The organism is Streptomyces sp. NPDC004667, from assembly GCF_040609475.1.
Lineage (GTDB): Bacteria > Actinomycetota > Actinomycetes > Streptomycetales > Streptomycetaceae > Streptomyces.
In genome coordinates, this window is sequence record NZ_JBEXKC010000003.1 from 177,899 (window position 1) to 196,116 (window position 18,218).

Here is an 18,218-nt window from a genome sequence, read left to right on the forward strand (position 1 = left end):
TCCCGTGGGGGCCCGTACGTTTCGCTCCTCCTGGGAACGGAACCTGGACCCCGGCAGTATCTTCCTCTCCATGGACATGGCAAACGCATTACTCGGCCGATTCCTGGGGGCGGCTCTGGCCGCCGCACTCCTCCTCACACTGACCGGCTGCCAGGACGACGACGGCGGCGGCGGACGGGCCGCCGAAGGCTCCGCGGTGGTCGTCGCCCCCGGCAAACCGGGCGAGAAGTCCCGCACCCTCACCCCCGAACAGGCCGCGAAGGAACGTCCCGACGACACCCCCAACGCCGCCGACCAGACCTACGTGCGGCACATGACGGAACACCACCGCCAGGCCCTGACGATGAGCGCCCTCGCCCCCGACCGGGCCTCCTCCGACGCCGTCAAACGCCTCGCCGAGCGCATCACGGCCGCGCAGCGGCCCGAGATCGGGGCCATGGAGAAGTGGCTCTCCCGCTACCCCTCGCCCGGCTCCGACGTGGCACCCCACGACCACGGCGCGATGCCCGGCATGGCCACGGAGCAGCAGATCGAGGAGCTGACCGGGGCGAGGGGCAGCGACTTCGACCGGCTCTTCCTGAAGCTGATGACCGCCCACCACGAGGGCGCCGTGAAGATGGCCGGCGAGGCGCTGGCCGGGGGCAACAACGGGGCCGTCGAGGAGATGGCCAACGAGGTGGTGGCCACCCAGACAGCCGAGATCCACCGGATGCGCGCGATGGGCTGACGGGCCGGGGCCCCGGTGTCATGCTGGGAGCACCTGCGGGAGGAGCTCCGCCGTGCTTCGTGTCGCCGTCGTCGGTTCGGGTCCCAGTGGGGTCTACGCCGCTCAGGCACTGGTCCAGCAGCGGGAGGTACCGGGCGTCCGCGTCGACGTGCTGGACCGGCTGCCGGCGCCGTACGGCCTCGTACGGTACGGGGTGGCCCCCGACCACGAGAAGATCAAGTCGCTGACCGGAAGCCTGCGGTCGGTGCTGGAGGACGAGCGGATCCGCTTCCTCGGGAACGTGGAGGTCGGCAGCGAACTCCTGTCCACCGCCGGGCTGTTGGAGCTGTACCACGCGGTGGTGTACTGCGTGGGCGCGGCGCGCGACCGGACGCTGGGCATCCCCGGCGAGGAACTGGCCGGGGTGCACTCCGCGACGGAGTTCGTGTCCTGGTACAGCGGGCACCCCGACGCCCGGCCCTTCGACCTGGCCGGGGTGCGCTCGGCCGTGGTGGTCGGGGCCGGGAACGTCGCGGTGGACGTGACCCGGATCCTGGCCCGGGGCGTGCCCGAGCTGCGGCCGACCGACATGCCGCAGCCGGCCCTGGGCGCGCTGGCGGAGAGCGGCCTGCGGACCGTGACGATGGTGGCCCGGCGCGGCCCGTCGCAGGGCAGGTTCACCACCAAGGAGCTCCGCGAACTGGGCACGCTGGCGGAGGTGGACACCCGGGTGGACCCCGCCGAGCTGGCCCTCGACCCGGCCTGCGCCGAGCCCGGCGACCCGGCCGCGGCGGCCGCCCTGCCCGCGGTGGCCCGGCGGAACGTGGAGGTGCTGCGCGGGTGGGCGCGGGCGGCTCCGGACCCCGGGGCACGGCGGTCGATCTCGCTGCGCTTCTACCTGCGCCCGGTCGAGCTGCTCGGCGGCCCGGAGGGCCGGGTGCGCGGGGTCCGCTTCGAGCGGACCGCCCCGGACGGCCGCGGCGGGGTGCGGGGTACGGGCGCGTACGAGGACCTCGACGCCGAACTGGTACTGCGCTCGGTGGGCTACCTGGGCGTGCCGCCGGCCGGGCTGCCCTTCGACGCCTCCACCGGGACGGTGCCGCACGCGGCGGGCCGGGTGCTGCGCGCGGGCCGGGCCTCGGTCGGCGAGTACGTGGCGGGCTGGATCAAGCGGGGTCCGACCGGGGTCATCGGCACCAACCGGCCGTGTGCCAAGGAGACGGTGTCCTCGTTGCTGCAGGACGCGGGCCCGCTGGCCCGGCGCGAGCTGCCGGCCGATCCGCTCACCGCCCTGCGCGCGGCCGGTCTGCGTCCCGTGGAGTGGCCGGGCTGGCTGGCCATCGAGGCGGCCGAGGAGGACCTGGGCCGCTCGCTGGGCCGCCGCTCGGTCAAGATCCCCGACTGGCCGGGCCTGCGCGCCGCGGCGGGCATCGCCTGAACCGTCCGTCCCCGAGGGACTCCCCCGCCTCGAACGCCCCCTACGCCACGGACGCGCCGGGGGCATCGGAGGCGTCGAGGGTGGAGCCGCGGGCGCCGAGCCGGGCCTCTTCGGCGGCGGCGGCACGCAGGACGCCGTCCAGGAGACCGGGGAAGAGCGCGTGGAGTTCCGTGCGGCGCAGACCGTTCATCTTGGCCGTGCCGCGGTAGGTCTGGCGCACGACCCCGCTCTCGCGCAGGACGCGGAAGTGGTGGGTGGTCGTGGACTTGGTGACCGGCAGGTCGAAGTGCGAGCAGGAGAGCTCGGCTCCGGTGGCCGCGAGATCGCGCACGATGGACAGCCGCACCGGGTCGGACAGGGCGTGCAGGACGCCTTCGAGGCGGATCTCGTCCGGCTCGGGGTGGGCCAGGGTGCGGGCGGTGTCCCGTTCCGTCATGTCCGGCTCCTCTCGTTCGGATCGGCCTCCGCCGGGCGGCGGCGGACCCCATCGTACGAGAACCGTCGTAGGACGGGTGGGGGTGCGGCGCGGGCGTGGGGAACTCCCGCGCCGCACCCGGTTCACCAGGAGCGGTGGTACTGGGCGGGCATGCGCAGTTCCCCGCCGAGTTCGGCGGCGGCGCGGCGGGCCCAGTAGGGGTCGCGCAGCAGCTCGCGGCCGAGGAGGACGGCGTCCGCCTCACCGTTGGCCAGGATCTTCTCGGCCTGCTCAGGCTCGGTGATCAGCCCGACGGCGGCCACGGGGAGCGCCGTCTCCTTCTTGACGCGGGCCGCGAAGGGCACCTGGTAGTCGGGGCCGACGGGGATCTTCGCGTGCGGGGCGAGGCCGCCGGTGGAGACGTCGAGCAGGTCCACTCCGTGCTCCAGGAGCAGGGCGGACAGCCGGACGGTGTCGTCGGCGGTCCAGCCGTCCTCGTCCAGCCAGTCGGTGGCGGAGATCCGGAAGAGCAGCGGCAGCTCCTCGGGCCACACCTCCCGTACGGCGTCGACGACTTCGAGGGCGAAGCGGGTGCGGTTCTCGAAGGAGCCGCCGTAGGAGTCGGTGCGCCGGTTGGTGTACGGGGAGAGGAACTGGCCGATCAGGTACCCGTGGGCGCCGTGGATCTCCAGGACCTGGTACCCGGCGGCCAGCGCGCGCCCGGCGGCGGCGGCGAACTGCCCGGTGACCTCCCGGATCTCCTCCACGGTGAGGGCCCGCGGCTCCGGGTCGCCCTCGGCGAACGGCACGGCGCTCGGCGCGACCGGGGTCCAGCCGTGCGCTTCGGGTCCGACGGAGCGGCCGCCCTTCCAGGGCCGCTCGGTGGACGCCTTGCGGCCGGCGTGACCGATCTGGATCCCGGGAACGGCGCCCTGGGACTTCACGAAGTCGGTGATCCGGCGCAGGGCCGCGACCTGGGTGTCGTTCCAGATGCCCAGGTCGTAGGGGCTGATGCGGCCCTCGGGGGAGATGGCCGTGGCCTCCTGGACGATCAGTCCGGTGCCGCCGGTGGCGCGGGCCGCGTAGTGCGTGAAGTGCCAGTCGTGCGCCACGCCCGCGTCGGGGCCGGCGGGCTCGGCGCTGTACTGGCACATCGGCGCCATCCAGATGCGGTTCGGCACGGTCACCGACCGCAGGGTGTAGGGCTGGAAAAGGGCGGCGAAGGCGGCGGGTGCAGCACTCATGGGGCTCTCCAGATGTCACCGGACGCGCGCCGGGACCGGCGCTAAGTACGAGGAACACCGTACTACGAAATCTCTCGTAGTACGAGACCTCCCGTACAAGCGGTCCGCCGGGGCGCCGCGCGCCGCCCGGCCGACGTCGGCGGCCGGGTGCAGACTGGCCGAAAGCCACCAGGGTGGGCGAGGGCGTCCGGAGGTGCCGGCCATGACCGACGTGCTGTTGCTCGCGGGAACGCGCAAGGGGCTGTTCATCGGCCGCCGCCGGGACGCCGGCCCCTGGGAGCTCGAAGGACCCCTCTTCAACGCCCAGGCCGTGTCCGCCGTGGCCATCGACGGACGGGGGCCCGCACCCCGGCTGCTGGCCGGCGGCGACAGCTCGCACTGGGGGCCGTCCGTCTTCACCTCCGACGACCTGGGAGCCACCTGGCGGGAACCGGCCGCGCCCGCCGTGCGGTTCCCCAAGGACACGGGCGCCTCCCTGGAGCGGATCTGGCAGCTGCAGCCCGCGGGCCCCGAGGCCCCGGACGTGGTCTACGCCGGGACCGAGCCGGCCGCCCTGTTCCGCTCCACCGACCGCGGTGCCTCCTTCGAGCTGGTGCGGCCGCTGTGGGAGCACCCGACCCGCTCCGCCTGGGTTCCGGGCGGCGGGGGCGAGGGCCTGCACACCGTGATCACCGACCCGGCCGATCCGGCGGCGGTGACGGTGGCCGTCTCCACCGCCGGGGTCTTCCGCACCCGCGACGGCGGGGCCCGCTGGGAACCGTCCAACCACGGTGTGTCGGCGGTGTTCCTGCCCGACCCGCACCCCGAGTTCGGCCAGTGCGTCCACAAGATCGCCCGGGACGCCGGGACCTCCGGCCGGCTCTACCTCCAGAACCACTGGGGCGTGTACCGCAGCGACGACGCCGGCACCGAGTGGACCGACATCGGCGCCGGACTGCCCTCCGACTTCGGCTTCGCCGTGGCCGCCCACCCCCACCGCCCCGACACCGCCTACGTCTTCCCGCTCAACGCCGACTCGGACCGGGTCCCGGCGCAGCACCGCTGCCGGGTCTTCCGCACCCGGGACGCGGGAGCCCACTGGGAGCCGCTCTCGAAGGGGCTGCCTTCCGGGGACCACTACGGCACGGTGCTGCGCGACGCCCTGTGCACCGACGACGCGGACCCGGCCGGCATCTACTTCGGCAACCGCAACGGCGAGCTGTACGCCAGCCACGACGACGGCGACAGCTGGCAGCAGCTGGCGGCCCACCTCCCTGACGTCCTGTGCGTCCGGGCCGCCGTACTGCGCTGAACGGGACCGGCTGTCGGTGTGGGCCAGTAGAGTGATCACCCATGGCAGCAAGACCGTTGAACGAGATCGTCGAGCCGGGCTGGGCCCGGGCCCTGGAGCCGGTGGCGGGGCAGATCGCCGCGATGGGCGACTTCCTGCGCGGGGAGATCGCGGCCGGGAGGACGTACGTCCCCTCCGGCGCGAACGTCCTGCGCGCCTTCCAGCAGCCCTTCGACGAGGTGAAGGTGCTCATCGTCGGGCAGGACCCCTATCCCACCCCGGGACACGCGATGGGCCTGTCCTTCTCCGTGGCGCCCGAGGTGAGCCCGTGGCCGCCCAGCCTGGACAACATCTTCCGCGAACTGCACGCGGACCTCGGCACCGGCCGGCCGCTGAACGGCGACCTGACCCCGTGGACCCGGCAGGGCGTCCTGCTGCTGAACCGCGCGCTCACCACCGCGCCCCGCAAGACCGGCGGCCACCGCGGCAAGGGCTGGGAGGCGGTCACCGAGCAGGCGATCCGAGCCCTGGCGGCGCGCGGAAAGCCGCTGGTGTCGGTGCTGTGGGGGCGCGACGCGCGCAACCTGCGGCCGCTGCTGGGCGAGCTGCCCGCCGTGGAGTCGGTCCACCCGTCCCCGATGTCCGCGGCCAACGGCTTCTTCGGCTCGCGGCCCTTCAGCAAGACCAATGAGCTGCTGGTCCGCCAGGGTGCGGAGCCCGTCGACTGGCGCCTTCCGGCGGTCAGTTGAACCTTATATGACATTGAGCTACGACATTCCATGGATAAATACGGACAGAAGCCGCCCGAACAGGCCCTGCCCGAACACCTCGTTCCGATGAACCAGTAGCATGCGGCGCCATGAGCTCCCCCACTGGGCCCGCCAACGGCCTGCCCGTACGAATGCCGCGACCCCGCCAGACCGGGCGGCACCGCCGGCCCGAGCCCGCGGTGGCGCCCGAGGGCGCGCCCGCGCTGGTGCTCGCCGTGCCCGGTGCCCCCTCCGCCGCCTCGCGCGGCCTCGCGGAAGAGATCATCAGCATCGGCCGCTCCGAGCTGCCCGGCCTGGACGCCCGGATCGGGTACCTCGAAGGTGACGACGCCGAGGGGGCCGAGTTCCCCTCGCTCTCCGGCGTGCTGACCGCCGTCGCGAACGAGCGGACCGCGCGCGCCGAGTTCGCGCGCGCCGCCGGGCACGAGGTGCCCGCGCCGACCGGCCCCGACGCCGTGGTCGTGCCCCTGCTGGCCGGCCCCGACGGCGACCTGCTGCGCCGGGTCCGCCAGGCGCTGATGGACTCCTCCGCCGCCGCCGAGCTGGCCGACGTACTCGGTCCGCACCCGCTGCTCGCCGAGGGCCTGCACGTGCGGCTCTCCGAGGCCGGTCTGGCCCGCGCCGACCGGGCCCGGCTGTTCACCGTGGCCACCGCGGCCGACGGCATCATCCTGGCCACCACCGGCGGTGAGGAGGCCGTCCAGGCCGCCGGGATCACCGGCATGCTGCTGGCCGCCCGCCTCGCGGTGCCCGTGATCGCCGCCGCCCTGGACCAGGAGGGCTCGGTGGCCGCCGTCGCCGCCGAGCTCCGCGGCTCCGGCTCCGCACAGCTGGCCCTGGCGCCCTACCTGATCGGCCCCGAGGCCGCCGAGGGGCTGCTGGACACCGCCTGCAAGGAGGCCGACTGCGCCGCCGCCGAGGTGCTCGGTGCCTACCCGGCGCTCGGCAAGCTCGCCGTCGCCCAGTACAGCGCCGCCCTCGGGATCACGCTGGGCGCCGCCGCGCACTGAGGTCCCGTACGACACCGCGAGGGCCCGCCCCGGATCCGGGGCGGGCCCTCGCGGTGTCCGTGGACCGTCGCCGGGCCCACGGCTCCGGGGTCAGCCGAAGACCACGCAGGAGGCCGCCGGTACGGCCACGGAACCGGCGCGGCGCGGATGCCCGGTCAGCGGGTCGACCTCGAACCAGGTGACGTCGCCGGAGCGCTCGTTGGCCGCGTAGAGCCGGCGCCCCGAAGGATCGGCCGCGAGATCGCGCGGCCAGTGGCCGCCGCAGGCGACCGTGCCGGTGAGCTGCGGCTTCTCCGGGCCTCCGGCGAGCGAGAAGGTCACGAGGGTGTCGGCGCCGCGGACGGCGGCCCACACGAAGCGCCCGTCGGACGAGGCCACGATCGCGGAGGGGTAGGCCCGCGCGGCCCCCGGAGCGCCCGCTGAGGCGACCGGAACCTCGCCGACCGGTTCCAGGTGCCCGGAGAGCGCGTTCCAGCGGCAGACGGTCAGCTGCGGCTCCAGCTCGTGCAGTACGTAGACCACCTCGCCCGACGGGTGGAAGGCGAGGTGGCGCGGCCCGGTGCCGGCGCGCAGCACGGCCTCCCCGTGCACGCGCAGCGCGCCGGCGGCCGGGTCGAGCGCGCAGATCCGTACCGAGTCGGTGCCCAGGTCCACGCTCAGCACCCACCGGCCGGTGGGGTCGGGCAGCACCTGGTGGGCGTGGGGCGCCTCCTGCCGGTCGGTGTCGGGGCCGGTGCCCCGGTGGGTGAGGACGGAGGCGGGCCCGTGGAGGGCGCCGTCCGGGCCGAGCGGCAGACTGCTGACGCTGCCCGAGCCGTAGTTGGCGGTGAGCAGCCGGCGCCCGGCCGGGGCGAGGTGGGTGGGCCCGGAACCGCCGACCCGGACGGGCGCCCCCAGGGGGGCCAGCCCCCCGGCCACGGGGCGGAACGCCGCCGCCAGGCCCCGTTCGGTCTCGCCGACCGCGTAGAGCACGCCGGTGCCCCGGTCGAGCGCGAGGTAGGAGGGGTCCGGCAGGGAGCGCTCGGCCGCCAGCGGGGTCAGCGCCCCGGTGGCCGGATCCACGGCCGCGGTGGTGATGCCGCGGCCGCCCCCCGAGGTGAACGAGCCGATGTAGGCCCGGTGTCCGCCGCTGTGGTCCGTGCTGTCCGCGTCGTCCACGGGTGCCCCTTCTCCGCCGTTCCGGATCCGTACGGGCCGACCGTAACAGAAGGTCTAGACCAAATCCTCGCCCCTGGCGCGTTCCTGGGCACCGGCGTGGTGCACGTACGCGGTGGCGCTCGGCCGGTCCTCGTAGGTCCGGTGGAAGACCGGGGTCGCCGCACCGGAGATCGGCGGGACGATCCAGGACCAGTCCGCGCCCACCTCGCGCCCCTTGCGCTCCTCCCGTTCCAGGTGGGAGAGGAACCGCCGGGACTCGGTGTGGTGGTCGGCGATGGTGACCCCCGCCTCGTCGAAGGAGTGCAGCACGGCCCGGTTGAGCTCGACCAGGGCGCGGTCCTTCCACAGCGAGCGGTCGCTGGTGGTGGCCAGGCCGAGCCTGCGGGCCACGGCCGGCAGGAGGTTGTAGCGGTCGGTGTCGGCCAGGTTGCGGGCGCCTATCTCGGTGCCCATGTACCAGCCGTTGAAGGGGGCGGCCGGATAGTGCACCCCGCCGATCTCCAGGCACATGTTGGAGATGGCGGGAACGGCGTGCCAGCGCAGGTCCCAGTCGCCCCAGTCGTCGTGGCGGTCCGGATGCCGGATCGGCACCTCCAGCACGGCGTCGGCGGGGGTGTCGAACCAGCGGGGCTTGTCGTCGACGCCCTGGACCACGAGCGGGAGGAGGTCGAAGGGGGTGCCGGCACCGCCCGCCCAGCCGTGCCGCAGCAGGGCCTCGGTCAGCGGGGCGTTGCGGGCGTCCCCGACGGTGATGGAGTGGTGGTCGCCGTAGCCCGCGTAGCGCACCAGCTGCTCGTTCCAGATCAGCGGGCCGGGGCGGTCCGGGGCGTCCGGGGCGAAGACCGTGATCGTGGGGCGGATCCGGCCGCCGTTGGTGGCCTCGCGCAGGTGCTCGAAGCACTCGTCGGCTATGTCCTCGGCCTCGGTGAGCGCGCGGCGGTCGCGCACGCGCAGCGAGTTCCAGTAGAGCCTGCCTATGCAGCGGTTGCTGTTGCGCCAGGCCACGCGGGCACCGTGGACCAGTTCCAGGGGGGTGTGCCGGTAGGTGCCGGTGTCCGCGAGCTCCGCCCGTACCTCGGCGAGGCGGGCCCGCGGATCGCCCGCCTCCGGATTCTCCCGGTGGAAGAGCCGGATGAACTCCTCGGCTTCTTCCCACACCTGCGCGGCGCTCGCGTACTGCTGGAGAATTTCCATTCCGACCGGTTACCCCCTGTCCGACCAGATCCACCCTGTACGTGCCGGATGAATGGGCAATAAACAATCACCCGTTGTACATGTCGCAGGTCAGTGCAGTGAGCGGAGCAGGCAGGGAACACTCGTCCGAGTGGTCTTCGCCCGTTGGCCTGCGGTGGGGCTCCGGCGGTCGTACTATCCGCCGCAGCCTCAGTCGCAGGGACGGGTCATGAACAGGGCGCGCTCCCCCGCCGCGGGCGTGCCGTCATAGAGGGCCGTGTCCAGGCCGCAGAGGGTGAATCCCATGCGCCGGTAGGCGTGGACGGCGGGCGTGTTGACGCTGCTGACCTCCAGCCAGAGGTGCGCGGCACCCCGTTCGCGGGCGAACCCGGCGGCGAGGTCCATGAGGGCCCGGCCGATCCCCCGGCCCCGATGGCCGGGGGCGACCTCGATGTCCTCGACCGTGAGCCGCCGGTTCCAGGAGGCGTAGCCGACGGCGGCGAAACCGCACAGGACCCCGCCGTCCAGGGCGACGAAGGTCCGGGCGTCCTCGTCCCCGTCCCCGCTGTCGCCGTCGCCGTCGCCGTCGCCGTCGGGGAGGTCCGCGTCGCCCTCGTCGGGCGGGAACACCTTGTGCAGCGGCGGATCGACGGGGACCTCCCGGACGGCGAAACCGTCCTCGGAACCGATCACCTCGAACACGGTGTCCGTGTGGAAGGACCCGTCGAGGGCCTCCATCGCCTTCCGGTCCCCGGGCCTGGCGGTGCGGTACTGGAGCGTCATGCCCCGACGGTAGCCAGCGGGGCGCGCGGGTCGGTGCGCAGGGGCGCGGCGAGGGCCGTCAGGGCCTCCTCCAGGCCGTGGAGGTGGGCCAGCGCGGGCTCTGCCGCGGCCGGGCGGGGCGCGGTCCGCGGGGCGGCCGGACCGGCGGTGCCCTGCGGGGCGGTGAGCGCCTCGACGGCCGCCTCCACGCGCCAGCAGGCGGCGGCGAGCCGGGCGTCGTGCGAGGCCTGCGGGTCGGCGGCGACGGCCACGAGCCCGCGCACCTCGCGGGCGCAGTCGTCGAGCAGCGCCAGCACCTGCCGGGCGCGGGCCTTGCGGGCGCGCAGCGGGCTCAGCGGATGGACCAGCGGCGCGAGGGCCATCCGCACCCGGCCCAGCAGCAGCTCCAGCTCGGCGGCGTGGGGGGCGGGATCGGCGTCCGGGTCGCCCGCGAGCCGGTCGAGGGAGGCCGCGGTGGACGCCCGTACGCAGTGCAGCGCGCGCTGGATCCAGGCGTCGTTGGCCGCGTGCGTGGTGACCGGGAGGACCAGGACCACGGCGAGCGACGCGCCCAGGGCGCCGACGGCCGTCTCCTGGAAGCGGAGCAGCAGCAGGCCGGGGTGCAGGACGCCGAGGAGCCCGTAGAGCAGACCGGCCATGACGGTGACGAAGAACATCATCCAGGAGTACGAGGGCGCGGCCGTGTAGAAGATGCCGAAGACGCAGACCGCGACCAGGGCGGCGGTGGGCGCGGGCGCTCCGTGCAGCGGTACGGCGATCAGGAGCCCGGCCGCGATGCCGATGACGGTTCCCAGCACCCGGCGGAACCCGCGCACCAGGGTCTCGCCGCGCGAGGCGGTGTTGACGAAGATCCACCAGGCGGTGCCGACGGCCCAGTACCAGCGGTCCTCGGACAGCGCCTGGCCGACGGCGAGGGCGAAGCCGCAGGCGGCGGTGGCCTGGAAGGCCTGCCGGGTGGTGGGGCGGGCCAGGCCGGTGCCGGGCAGGCCCGGCGGGGCGGCCGGGGGCGGGGTGCGGCGCTCGATGGGCCACAGGACGAAGCGCGCGGCCCCTGCGGACAGCAGCGCCAGTCCGACGGCCGCGAACAGCTCCGGGAGCTGGGCGGGCACGGCGTGCAGGAACTGGGTGACGAAGAACATCATGAAGGCGAAGACGCCGAGGGCGTGGCCGCGCGGTCCCCAGCGGCGGGCGTACACCCCGGCGAAGACCACGGCGAGGAAGCCCGCGTCCCGGGCCTGCGGCATCCCGTGCAGGGTGGTGGCCAGCGCCAGGACCGGGAATCCGGCGGCGGGCAGCAGGGCGGTGGTCACCCGCTGGGCGCGCACGTCCGCGTCGAGGACGGTGAACAGGGCCAGCAGGGCGGCGAGTCCACCGGTGATGGAGGCGGTCAGGGAGAGCCCCGCCAGTTCGGCCGCGACGACGGCGAGTCCCACGCCGACGACCGCGCGCAGTGAGTTCCTGAGTCTGGTGCGCCCCGGGTCCGGAGCCACGAACATTCTCTTCACGGCGGTGTGCCGCCCCCCTTGCGATGGAGCACGCCGGGCCGCCTGCCGCCCGGGGGTGGTGGGCGGTGTGGGGGCACGGCGAAGGCGCCACGGTCCGGACCGGCCTCGTTGCCGTCCGGCGCTGCGTGGCGCCGTAAGTACATGGATACGCCACAGATAACCATCCGGAGGCCCACTGGCTCAAGCGGGCCCCCCGCCACTGGGCCATTGGCACAGCCCGAGCGGCCGGAAATCGACCGGGATGCGGCCGGCGGACCAGGACGGCCCGAGGGCGGGTACGTTCGGCCGTACGGGGTGCGGCTCTGGCCACAGAGGCTGCGACGGGGGCCGTGCCCCGGCGGGCCGCGCGCGGGCGTCGGACGGGGCTGTCGGTCGGGGCTGTCGGTCGGGGGCGTCAGCCGGTGTTGGGCACCACGGCGGTGAAGAGGGCTCCGTCGGGGTCGCGCAGGGTGACCGAGCGGCTGGTGCCCGTGGTGTGGACCGGGGAGGCGACGGTCCCGCCGAGGGCCGTCGCCCGCTCGACGGCGGCTTCGAGGTCGGGGACGTGGAAGTGGGTGTGCCAGCGGGGGCGGACGTGCGGGTCGGGGTCCGCCTCGACCGCGCCGCCGGTGATCCGGGCGACGGTGTCCCGGCCGTGCCGCAGGACCACGCGGTCGTGCTCGTAGGAGACGGTGCAGCAGCCGGGACTGTCGTCGGCCCAGTCCAGGACCTGTCCGTAGAAGATCGCGGCGGCGAAGGCGTCGCGGGTGCGCAGTTCGAGCCAGGCGGGGGCGGAGCCCCGTCCCACGCTCCAGTCGGGGATGACCCCGCCCTGCCAGAAGCCGAAGACGGCGCCGTCGGGGTCGGCCGCCAGGGCGGCGCGGCCCGTACCGAAGGGGAGCGGGCCGACGGCCACGGTCGCGCCGCGTTCGCGCACGCGCGCGGCGGTCACGTCGGCGTCGTCGACGGCGAAGTACGGGGTCCAGCCCACGGGGAGACCGGGCGAGGGGGCCGGCGCGCCGATGCCCGCGACGGGGGTCCCGTCCCGGAAGGCGACCGAGAGGCCGTCCCCGGTGTCGCGGAACTCCCACCCCATCACCGAGGCGTAGAAATCCTGGCCCGCGGGGAGGTCCCGGGTCATCAGGCTGACCCAGCAGGGCACGCCCGCGAGCTCATGGCTGGATGTCGACACCGGTCCCACGTCTCCTCTGCCGCGCGGCGTACGGAACCGGCCCACCGTAGCCCTGCCGGGCCGTGGGGACGGTGAGGCTCGGCAGCGCCCGCCCGATCGGACGCAGCGCGCCGGGCGGGTGGCCGGGGGCGGCGGAGCGGGCCGGGTGGGGGGAGTCGGGGCGGCGTGGGGGTGCCGACCGGTTTCGAGGCGGGCATACCTTTCATACGTGCGGACATGTGCGCGCTCGGCCTTGGGTTGAAGGGATCATCCGGTGGCGTTTCCTCACATTCCTCAGATCGGCGGACGCGAAGCCTCCGCCCCGTGCGCGACCGCGTGGGCGGTGGGCGTGGTGATGGTGGTGACTCCTTGTCCGGCACGGGAGGCGCACCGAGTACTGGCCGCCGCGGCCGCGGCGGCGCACATCGGCGTCGAGGGGCTGGCGGCGGCGATGGCCGCCGCGGCGTGGGGCGTGAAGGCGCCCAAGGGGGTGGAGCGGGCCCTGCGGCGGGCCGTCGAGGCGGCCCGGACGGCGGGGGCCGACGGCGCCGGGGCGGGGACCGCTCCGGCCCGGCCGCTGGTACCGAGCCGGGAGCGGACGCGGGAGGCCCTCGGCCGCTTCCGGGGATGCCGGGCATGGCTGTGGGCCGACCCGGCGGACGCGGACGCCCGCCGGGCGATGGACGACGCCATGTACACGCTGTGCGTCCTGATGGGCCGCCCCACGGCGCACGAGGCGCTCCGCGCCGCGGAACTCCGCCTCGCGGACGGCGCCCACCACGCTCCGCGGGGACGGGACGAGACCGGCCTCGCCGTCTGACCCGCCGGTCCGGGTCGCCGGTCCGGGTCGCCGGTCCGGGGCCGCAGACGGGGACGCCCCGGACCGGACGCCCCGGACCTCCGTCAAACCTCCCGAGCGGCGGATTCCCCCGGTCGGCCGAAGTCCGGTGGCCGCTCGGCCGATCGGGGGCTCTCATGGGACAGCGGGCGGTTTTCCGCCCACCCACGCAAGCGCGGAAAGGCGTCCTCATGTACGAAATGCGCGCTGAATCCCCGGACGGCCGGGGTGAACTCCTGTGGCACGTCCTCGCCAAGGATCCTTCCTCCGGCACCCTCTGCGGCCGGCTCGCCCCGCCACCGCCCGCCGTCCCCGCCATATCCGTCGAGACGACCGGCGAACGCTACTGCGCGCCCTGCATGACGGCCTTCCGCTCCGCGGTGCAGGCCCATGCCGACAACGCCCTGAGCCCCGAAGCCGCGTAGCCGGCCGCCCGGCGCGTCCGCCGCACCCGGCGCGCGCCGCACCCGTCGAGCCCCCACGGGCCCGGACACCGGAGGTCCCCGGTGTCCGGGCCCCCTGCGTGCGCCGTCGTCCCCGGTTCAGGCGTCGTCGGGGACGTGGAGGTGCAGTACGCAGATGTCGTCGCGGTGGCGCGGCCGCAGGGCGGCGAGGGTCCGGGCGAGGGTTTCGCCCCGGCCCTCGCGCACGAGGCGCAGGGCGGTGTCGGCGAGCCGGGCGAGGCCGGTCCCGATGTCCTCCCCCGGGTCCTCCACGAGGCCGTCGGTGTACAGCAGCAGGTGGTCCCCGGGCAGCAGATCGGTCGCGGACTGCCCGTACCGCGACCCGAAGGCGGCGCCGAGCAGGGCGCCCTTCGGCTGCGGGAGGTAGTCCGCCCCGTCGCCGCGGATCAGCAGGGGCGGCAGGTGCCCGGCCCGTACCCAGGTCAGGCGCCGGTCCGAGGGCCGGTAGCGGCCCATCACCATGGTGGCGGTGGCCGTGCTGCTCCCGGATTGGTCGGCGGCGGTGTGGAGCAGCAGCCGGTTGAGCCGGTCCAGGACGTCGGGCAGCGCCGACCCCGTCACGGTCATCCCCTTGGCGGTGAACCGCAGCTGGGCCATGGTGCCGACGGCCGGCAGCCCGTGGCCCGCGACGTCCCCGACGACGAACAGGGCGCTGTGGTCGGGGAGTTCGATGGCGCTGTACCAGTCCCCGCCGACGTTGATCCCGCTGTCGGCGGGCGCGTAGGCGACGTCGACGCAGAGGCCGGCGAGTTCCAGGGACTGTTCGGGGATGGGCAGCAGGGTGTTCTGGAGGCTGGCGGCGAGCGCACGCTCCGCTTCGAACCTGCCGCGCTGGACGAGGACGTCGCGTTCGCTCTCCAGCAGGGCGAGCTCGGCGTCCTGCCGGGCGGTGACGTCCTGGAGGAGTCCGTGGACCTCGACCGGGTGGCCGTCGGCGTCCGTCTGTGCCTCGGCGACCATCCTGACGTGACGCACTCCGCGGGGGGTGTTGATGCGGAAGGCCTCGTCGACGGACTCGCCCCGGCCCAGCAGCCGGGCGACGGCCGCGCTCACGGCGGGCCGGTCCGCCGTCGGCAGGTGGTGGGGCAGGTCCTCCAGCCGGACCGGCCCCAGGGCGGGGTCGCGGTCGAAGATCGCGTAGACCTGCTCGGACCAGACGGCGGTCCGCGCCACCGGGTTCCAGCCCGCCCAGCCGAGGTTGCCCAGCCGCTGCATGTCCGCCAGGCGGCGGACCTCCCGCTCGTCGCCGTCGTGGCGGAGCCAGGAGACGACCAGGTGCTCCCCCAGCACGGTCGCCCGGACCGAGTACACGGACCGCTTCGGGACGCCCGCGAGCACCTCCTCGTAGGTGAACGGCTCGCCCTCGTACGGCCTCCCCGTCGTCAGCGCGTCCAGGTAGCCCTCCCACACGGCGGTGCCCGCCACCGTCGGATACGTCTCCAGCACGCGCAGGCCCACGAGCTCCCGGCCCCGGCGTCCGGCCACGTCGGCCGAGTCCGGGGCGGCCGCGTCGATCCGGTAGTCCTCCACTTCGCCGTCGGCCCCGCGCAGTGGGGTGAGGAGGACCGCGGGGCCGGACAGGGCGTCGAGGATCCCCTGGACGGCGTCCGGCCCGGCGGGGGCCCCTCCGGGCTCCGCCCCGTCGCCGGGCGGGGTGGGACCGGGGCGGCGTTCGAACGTGCGCAGCAGGCCCCCGCAGAGCCGTACGGCGCGCCGCAGCAGGTCCCTGGCGGGCGGGTCGAAGGGCTCCGGCCCGGTCCGCAGGAAGCCGATGACGGCCCCGGGCGCACCGTCGCGGGACATGGGCAGCCAGGCGCGCGCGGGCCAACGGCCCGGTGGGCCGATCAGCGGGTGGCGCCGGGCGTCGCGGACCGGATCCTCCAGCCACACCGGCTCGCCGTCGGCGAGGGCCTGGAGGGCGGCGAGCCCGCCGAACGGCGGGACGCGGCGCCACTGGCCGGCCACCACCTCGCCCACACCGGCGTGGCCCACCAGCTCCAGGGCGCCGCCGGAGGTGGCCACGTAGATCATCACGCCGTCGAGGTCCGGGACCTCCGTCGGGGCCAGCTCCCCGCGGAGCAGCTCGGCGACGTCGTCGCCGGTGCGCGCGCCCACCAGCCCTTCGGCCAGCCGGGCCAGGACCGTGGCGGCGGCCGCCGGACCGGGGGTCCCACGGGTACGGACGGACGGCGTGGCCGGCGTCGGCGGGGGCGCATCCGATCCGGACGGCGGCGGGGTGCCCGCGCCCGCCCGGCCCAGGGTGATCCAGCACTCTTCCAGGACGCTCCGGCCCCGCCGTGCGGCGCGCTCCAGGAGCAGTTCGTGGGCGGCCTCGGCCGAGATCCCCAGCCGGCCCATGAGCACGCCTTCGGCCCGCTCCACCACGACCGCGGTCGCGATGACGCCCTTCAGGTCCACGATCTCCGCGCGCAGCCTGGCAACGGTCCTGGCCAGCGCGAGGACCTCGGGTGCCGTGCCCTCGCCGACGGAGTCGGCATCGCCGTCCATGCCACGAGCATGGCACGGGGCGCCCGGCGGTGGCCCGCCGGTCAGGCGGGCCGGCGCCGACCGCCGAGCCCGTACGGGGGGGTACGGGCTCCGGTCGCCGGGGTCCGGAGCGGCGGCGACCATGAAAGGGTGCACGGCGCATCGGTGGACGTTCTGGTCGCGGGCGCGGGCCCGGTGGGGCTGACCGCGGCGATCGAGCTGCGTCGGCGCGGGGTCGGCTGCCGGCTCGTGGACCGGCTGCCGGAGCGGATGCCGTATGCGAAGGCGGTGGGCATCCAGCCGCGCACGCTTGAACTGTGGGACCGGATGGGGCTGGTGCGGGCCGTGCTGGACGCCGCGATTCCGATGCGCGGGCAGCTGGTGTACGTCGACGGCCGGGAGCGGGACCGGTTGGAGCTGGCGCTGCCGCCCGACGTCCCCTACGGTTTCGCCGCGCTGCCGCAGAACGAGACCGAGCGGCTCCTGGAGGAGTTCCTCGCCCGTTTCGACACCCGGATCGAGCGGCGCACCGAACTGGCGTCCTTCGCGCAGGACACCGACGGGGTGACCTGCCGGCTCGTCGGACCGGACGGCGAGGAGGAGGTGCGCGCCCGGTTCCTGGTGGGGTGCGACGGGGCCCACAGCACGGTCCGCAAGGGGCTCGGCCTCACCTTCGAGGGCGGGGCGTTCCCCGAGGAGTACATGCTGGCCGACGTGGTGGTGGACTGGGACCTGCCCCACGCGTACGGGGTCCGGTCCCTGCACCACGATGCCAGCGGCGCCCTGGACGACCTGCTGGTGTGCATTCCCCTGCCGGGTCCGGGCCGGTACCGGGCATCGATGCTGGTGCCGCCGGAGCTGTCCTCCCCGTCGGTCGGCGAGGACGGGGTGGCACACGGCCTGGAGGGCGGCCGGGCTCCCGGGCTGTCCCATGTGCAGGCGGTCCTGGACCGTCTGTCGCCGCAGCCGGTGACCGCCTCCGACCTGCGCTGGTCCTCGGTCTTCCGGATCAGCCACCGGATCGTCGACCGGTACGGGGACGGGCGGGTCTTCGTCGCCGGGGACGCGGCGCACATCCATCCCCCGACCGGCGCGCAGGGCATGAACACCGGGATCCAGGACGCCTGGAACCTGGCGTGGAAGCTGGCCCTGGCCGTCGGGGGGACCGCGCACCCGCGGTTGACGGCCAGTTACGACGCCGAGCGCCGGCCGGTCGGCGAGGAGGTCGTCGGGCGGACCGTGCGGCACGCCAACCAGGGGGTGCCGGCCCTTGCCGGGGACCTGACCACCGTACTGATGCGCGAGGCGCAGCTGCTCGTCGGCTATCCGGACAGCCCGCTCGTGCGCCCTGCGGATCCGGACGGCACCGGCCCCGCTCCGCGCCCCGGCGATCGCGCTCCCGACTGTGACGGGCTGGTCGGGCGCATCGAGAACCGGCCCGTCCGCCTGTACGAGCTGTTGCGGGGCAGCGAGCACGTGCTGCTGCTCTGCGCCGACGGCCCGCAGGCCCCTTGCGTCCCCGAACTCGCCGCTCTGACCGGCGGGTTGCCCGCGGGACGGCTCACGGCGTACGCGGTCCTCACCGAGGGCGGGACCGCGCCCGCCTGGGCCCCGATGCCGGTGTACCTCGACGGGCTCGGCGAGTTCCGCCGGGTGTACGGGGTCCGGGAGCCGACCGCCTTCGTGGTCCGGCCGGACGGCCACCTCGGGGCCCGGCTGTGCCCGCCGGCGGCCGGGGAGCTGTCGGCGTACCTGTCGGGGGTGTTCGGAAGCTGAGCCACCGGGGCCGGGCCACCGGGGCCGGGTC

16 protein-coding genes are annotated in these 18,218 nt (G+C 75.1%); 8 read left to right on the top strand and 8 right to left on the bottom strand.

All coding sequences use genetic code 11. The features are described 5' to 3' along the window. Nucleotides 1-70: 70 nt before the first annotated feature. Together ABZW32_RS02955 and ABZW32_RS02960 are read left to right on the top strand one after the other, a co-directional pair. Entirely contained in the window at nucleotides 71-727 is a 657-nt protein-coding gene (locus ABZW32_RS02955) for a DUF305 domain-containing protein (protein WP_356210357.1), read from the top strand. Nucleotides 728-779: 52 nt separating this feature from the next. Next, nucleotides 780-2,144, top strand: coding sequence for an FAD-dependent oxidoreductase (locus ABZW32_RS02960; protein ID WP_356210360.1), 1,365 nt, complete (start codon nucleotides 780-782; stop codon nucleotides 2,142-2,144). Nucleotides 2,145-2,184: 40 nt separating this feature from the next. On the opposite strand, the gene ABZW32_RS02965 is transcribed toward ABZW32_RS02960, so the two are convergent. Beyond that, a complete protein-coding gene (locus tag ABZW32_RS02965) occupies nucleotides 2,185-2,580 on the bottom strand; it encodes a helix-turn-helix transcriptional regulator (RefSeq protein ID WP_356210363.1) in 396 nt (131 codons plus the stop codon). A 122-nt stretch (nucleotides 2,581-2,702) separates the two neighbouring features. Then, a complete protein-coding gene (locus ABZW32_RS02970) occupies nucleotides 2,703-3,803 on the bottom strand; it encodes an NADH:flavin oxidoreductase/NADH oxidase (protein ID WP_356210366.1) in 1,101 nt (366 codons plus the stop codon). A gap of 202 nt (nucleotides 3,804-4,005) precedes the next feature. Here ABZW32_RS02970 and ABZW32_RS02975 point away from each other — a divergent pair, with 202 nt between their 5' ends. The 3 genes from ABZW32_RS02975 (at nucleotide 4,006) to ABZW32_RS02985 (ending at nucleotide 6,853) form a co-directional block, all read left to right on the top strand. Beyond that, on the top strand, nucleotides 4,006-5,094 hold the full coding sequence (locus tag ABZW32_RS02975) for an exo-alpha-sialidase (RefSeq protein ID WP_356210369.1): 1,089 nt from the start codon (nucleotides 4,006-4,008) through the stop codon (nucleotides 5,092-5,094). 41 nt (nucleotides 5,095-5,135) lie between these two features. Then, nucleotides 5,136-5,822: a uracil-DNA glycosylase gene (locus tag ABZW32_RS02980; RefSeq protein ID WP_356210371.1), complete on the top strand. Its 687-nt coding sequence runs from the start codon at nucleotides 5,136-5,138 to the stop codon at nucleotides 5,820-5,822. Nucleotides 5,823-5,932: 110 nt separating this feature from the next. Next, nucleotides 5,933-6,853 carry a hypothetical protein gene (locus ABZW32_RS02985; protein ID WP_100661109.1) on the top strand — a complete coding sequence of 307 codons (921 nt, stop codon included), beginning with the start codon at nucleotides 5,933-5,935 and terminating at the stop codon, nucleotides 6,851-6,853. Nucleotides 6,854-6,943: 90 nt separating this feature from the next. Here the strand turns inward: ABZW32_RS02985 and ABZW32_RS02990 are convergent, their stop codons facing one another. The 5 genes from ABZW32_RS02990 to ABZW32_RS03010 form a co-directional block, all read right to left on the bottom strand. Beyond that, nucleotides 6,944-8,011, bottom strand: coding sequence for a lactonase family protein (locus ABZW32_RS02990; RefSeq protein ID WP_356210373.1), 1,068 nt, complete (start codon nucleotides 8,009-8,011; stop codon nucleotides 6,944-6,946). Nucleotides 8,012-8,065: 54 nt separating this feature from the next. After that, nucleotides 8,066-9,205, bottom strand: coding sequence for a nitric oxide synthase oxygenase (locus ABZW32_RS02995; RefSeq protein WP_356210375.1), 1,140 nt, complete (start codon nucleotides 9,203-9,205; stop codon nucleotides 8,066-8,068). Nucleotides 9,206-9,394: 189 nt separating this feature from the next. Next, a complete protein-coding gene (locus ABZW32_RS03000; protein WP_356210378.1) occupies nucleotides 9,395-9,967 on the bottom strand; it encodes a GNAT family N-acetyltransferase in 573 nt (190 codons plus the stop codon). Beyond that, the gene (locus tag ABZW32_RS03005; RefSeq protein WP_356210463.1) at nucleotides 9,964-11,463 is read right to left on the bottom strand and encodes an FUSC family protein; all 1,500 of its coding nucleotides are present in this window, start codon (nucleotides 11,461-11,463) and stop codon (nucleotides 9,964-9,966) included. Before ABZW32_RS03005 ends, ABZW32_RS03000 begins: the two co-directional genes overlap by 4 nt. Nucleotides 11,464-11,866: 403 nt before the next feature. After that, nucleotides 11,867-12,592 (bottom strand): VOC family protein, encoded by a 726-nt coding sequence (locus ABZW32_RS03010; RefSeq protein WP_356210465.1) that lies wholly within the window; start codon nucleotides 12,590-12,592, stop codon nucleotides 11,867-11,869. A 304-nt stretch (nucleotides 12,593-12,896) separates the two neighbouring features. Between ABZW32_RS03010 and ABZW32_RS03015 the strand changes: the two genes are divergently transcribed. Then, nucleotides 12,897-13,442 (top strand): DUF5133 domain-containing protein, encoded by a 546-nt coding sequence (locus ABZW32_RS03015; RefSeq protein ID WP_356210380.1) that lies wholly within the window; start codon nucleotides 12,897-12,899, stop codon nucleotides 13,440-13,442. A 218-nt stretch (nucleotides 13,443-13,660) separates the two neighbouring features. Then, the gene (locus tag ABZW32_RS03020) at nucleotides 13,661-13,885 is read left to right on the top strand and encodes a hypothetical protein (protein ID WP_356210383.1); all 225 of its coding nucleotides are present in this window, start codon (nucleotides 13,661-13,663) and stop codon (nucleotides 13,883-13,885) included. A gap of 117 nt (nucleotides 13,886-14,002) precedes the next feature. On the opposite strand, the gene ABZW32_RS03025 is transcribed toward ABZW32_RS03020, so the two are convergent. Beyond that, entirely contained in the window at nucleotides 14,003-16,432 is a 2,430-nt protein-coding gene (locus ABZW32_RS03025) for a SpoIIE family protein phosphatase (RefSeq protein WP_356210384.1), read from the bottom strand. Nucleotides 16,433-16,561: 129 nt separating this feature from the next. Between ABZW32_RS03025 and ABZW32_RS03030 the strand changes: the two genes are divergently transcribed. Then, complete coding sequence (locus tag ABZW32_RS03030; RefSeq protein ID WP_356210387.1) at nucleotides 16,562-18,187, top strand: FAD-dependent monooxygenase; 1,626 nt, start codon at nucleotides 16,562-16,564, stop codon at nucleotides 18,185-18,187. Nucleotides 18,188-18,218 lie beyond the last annotated feature (31 nt).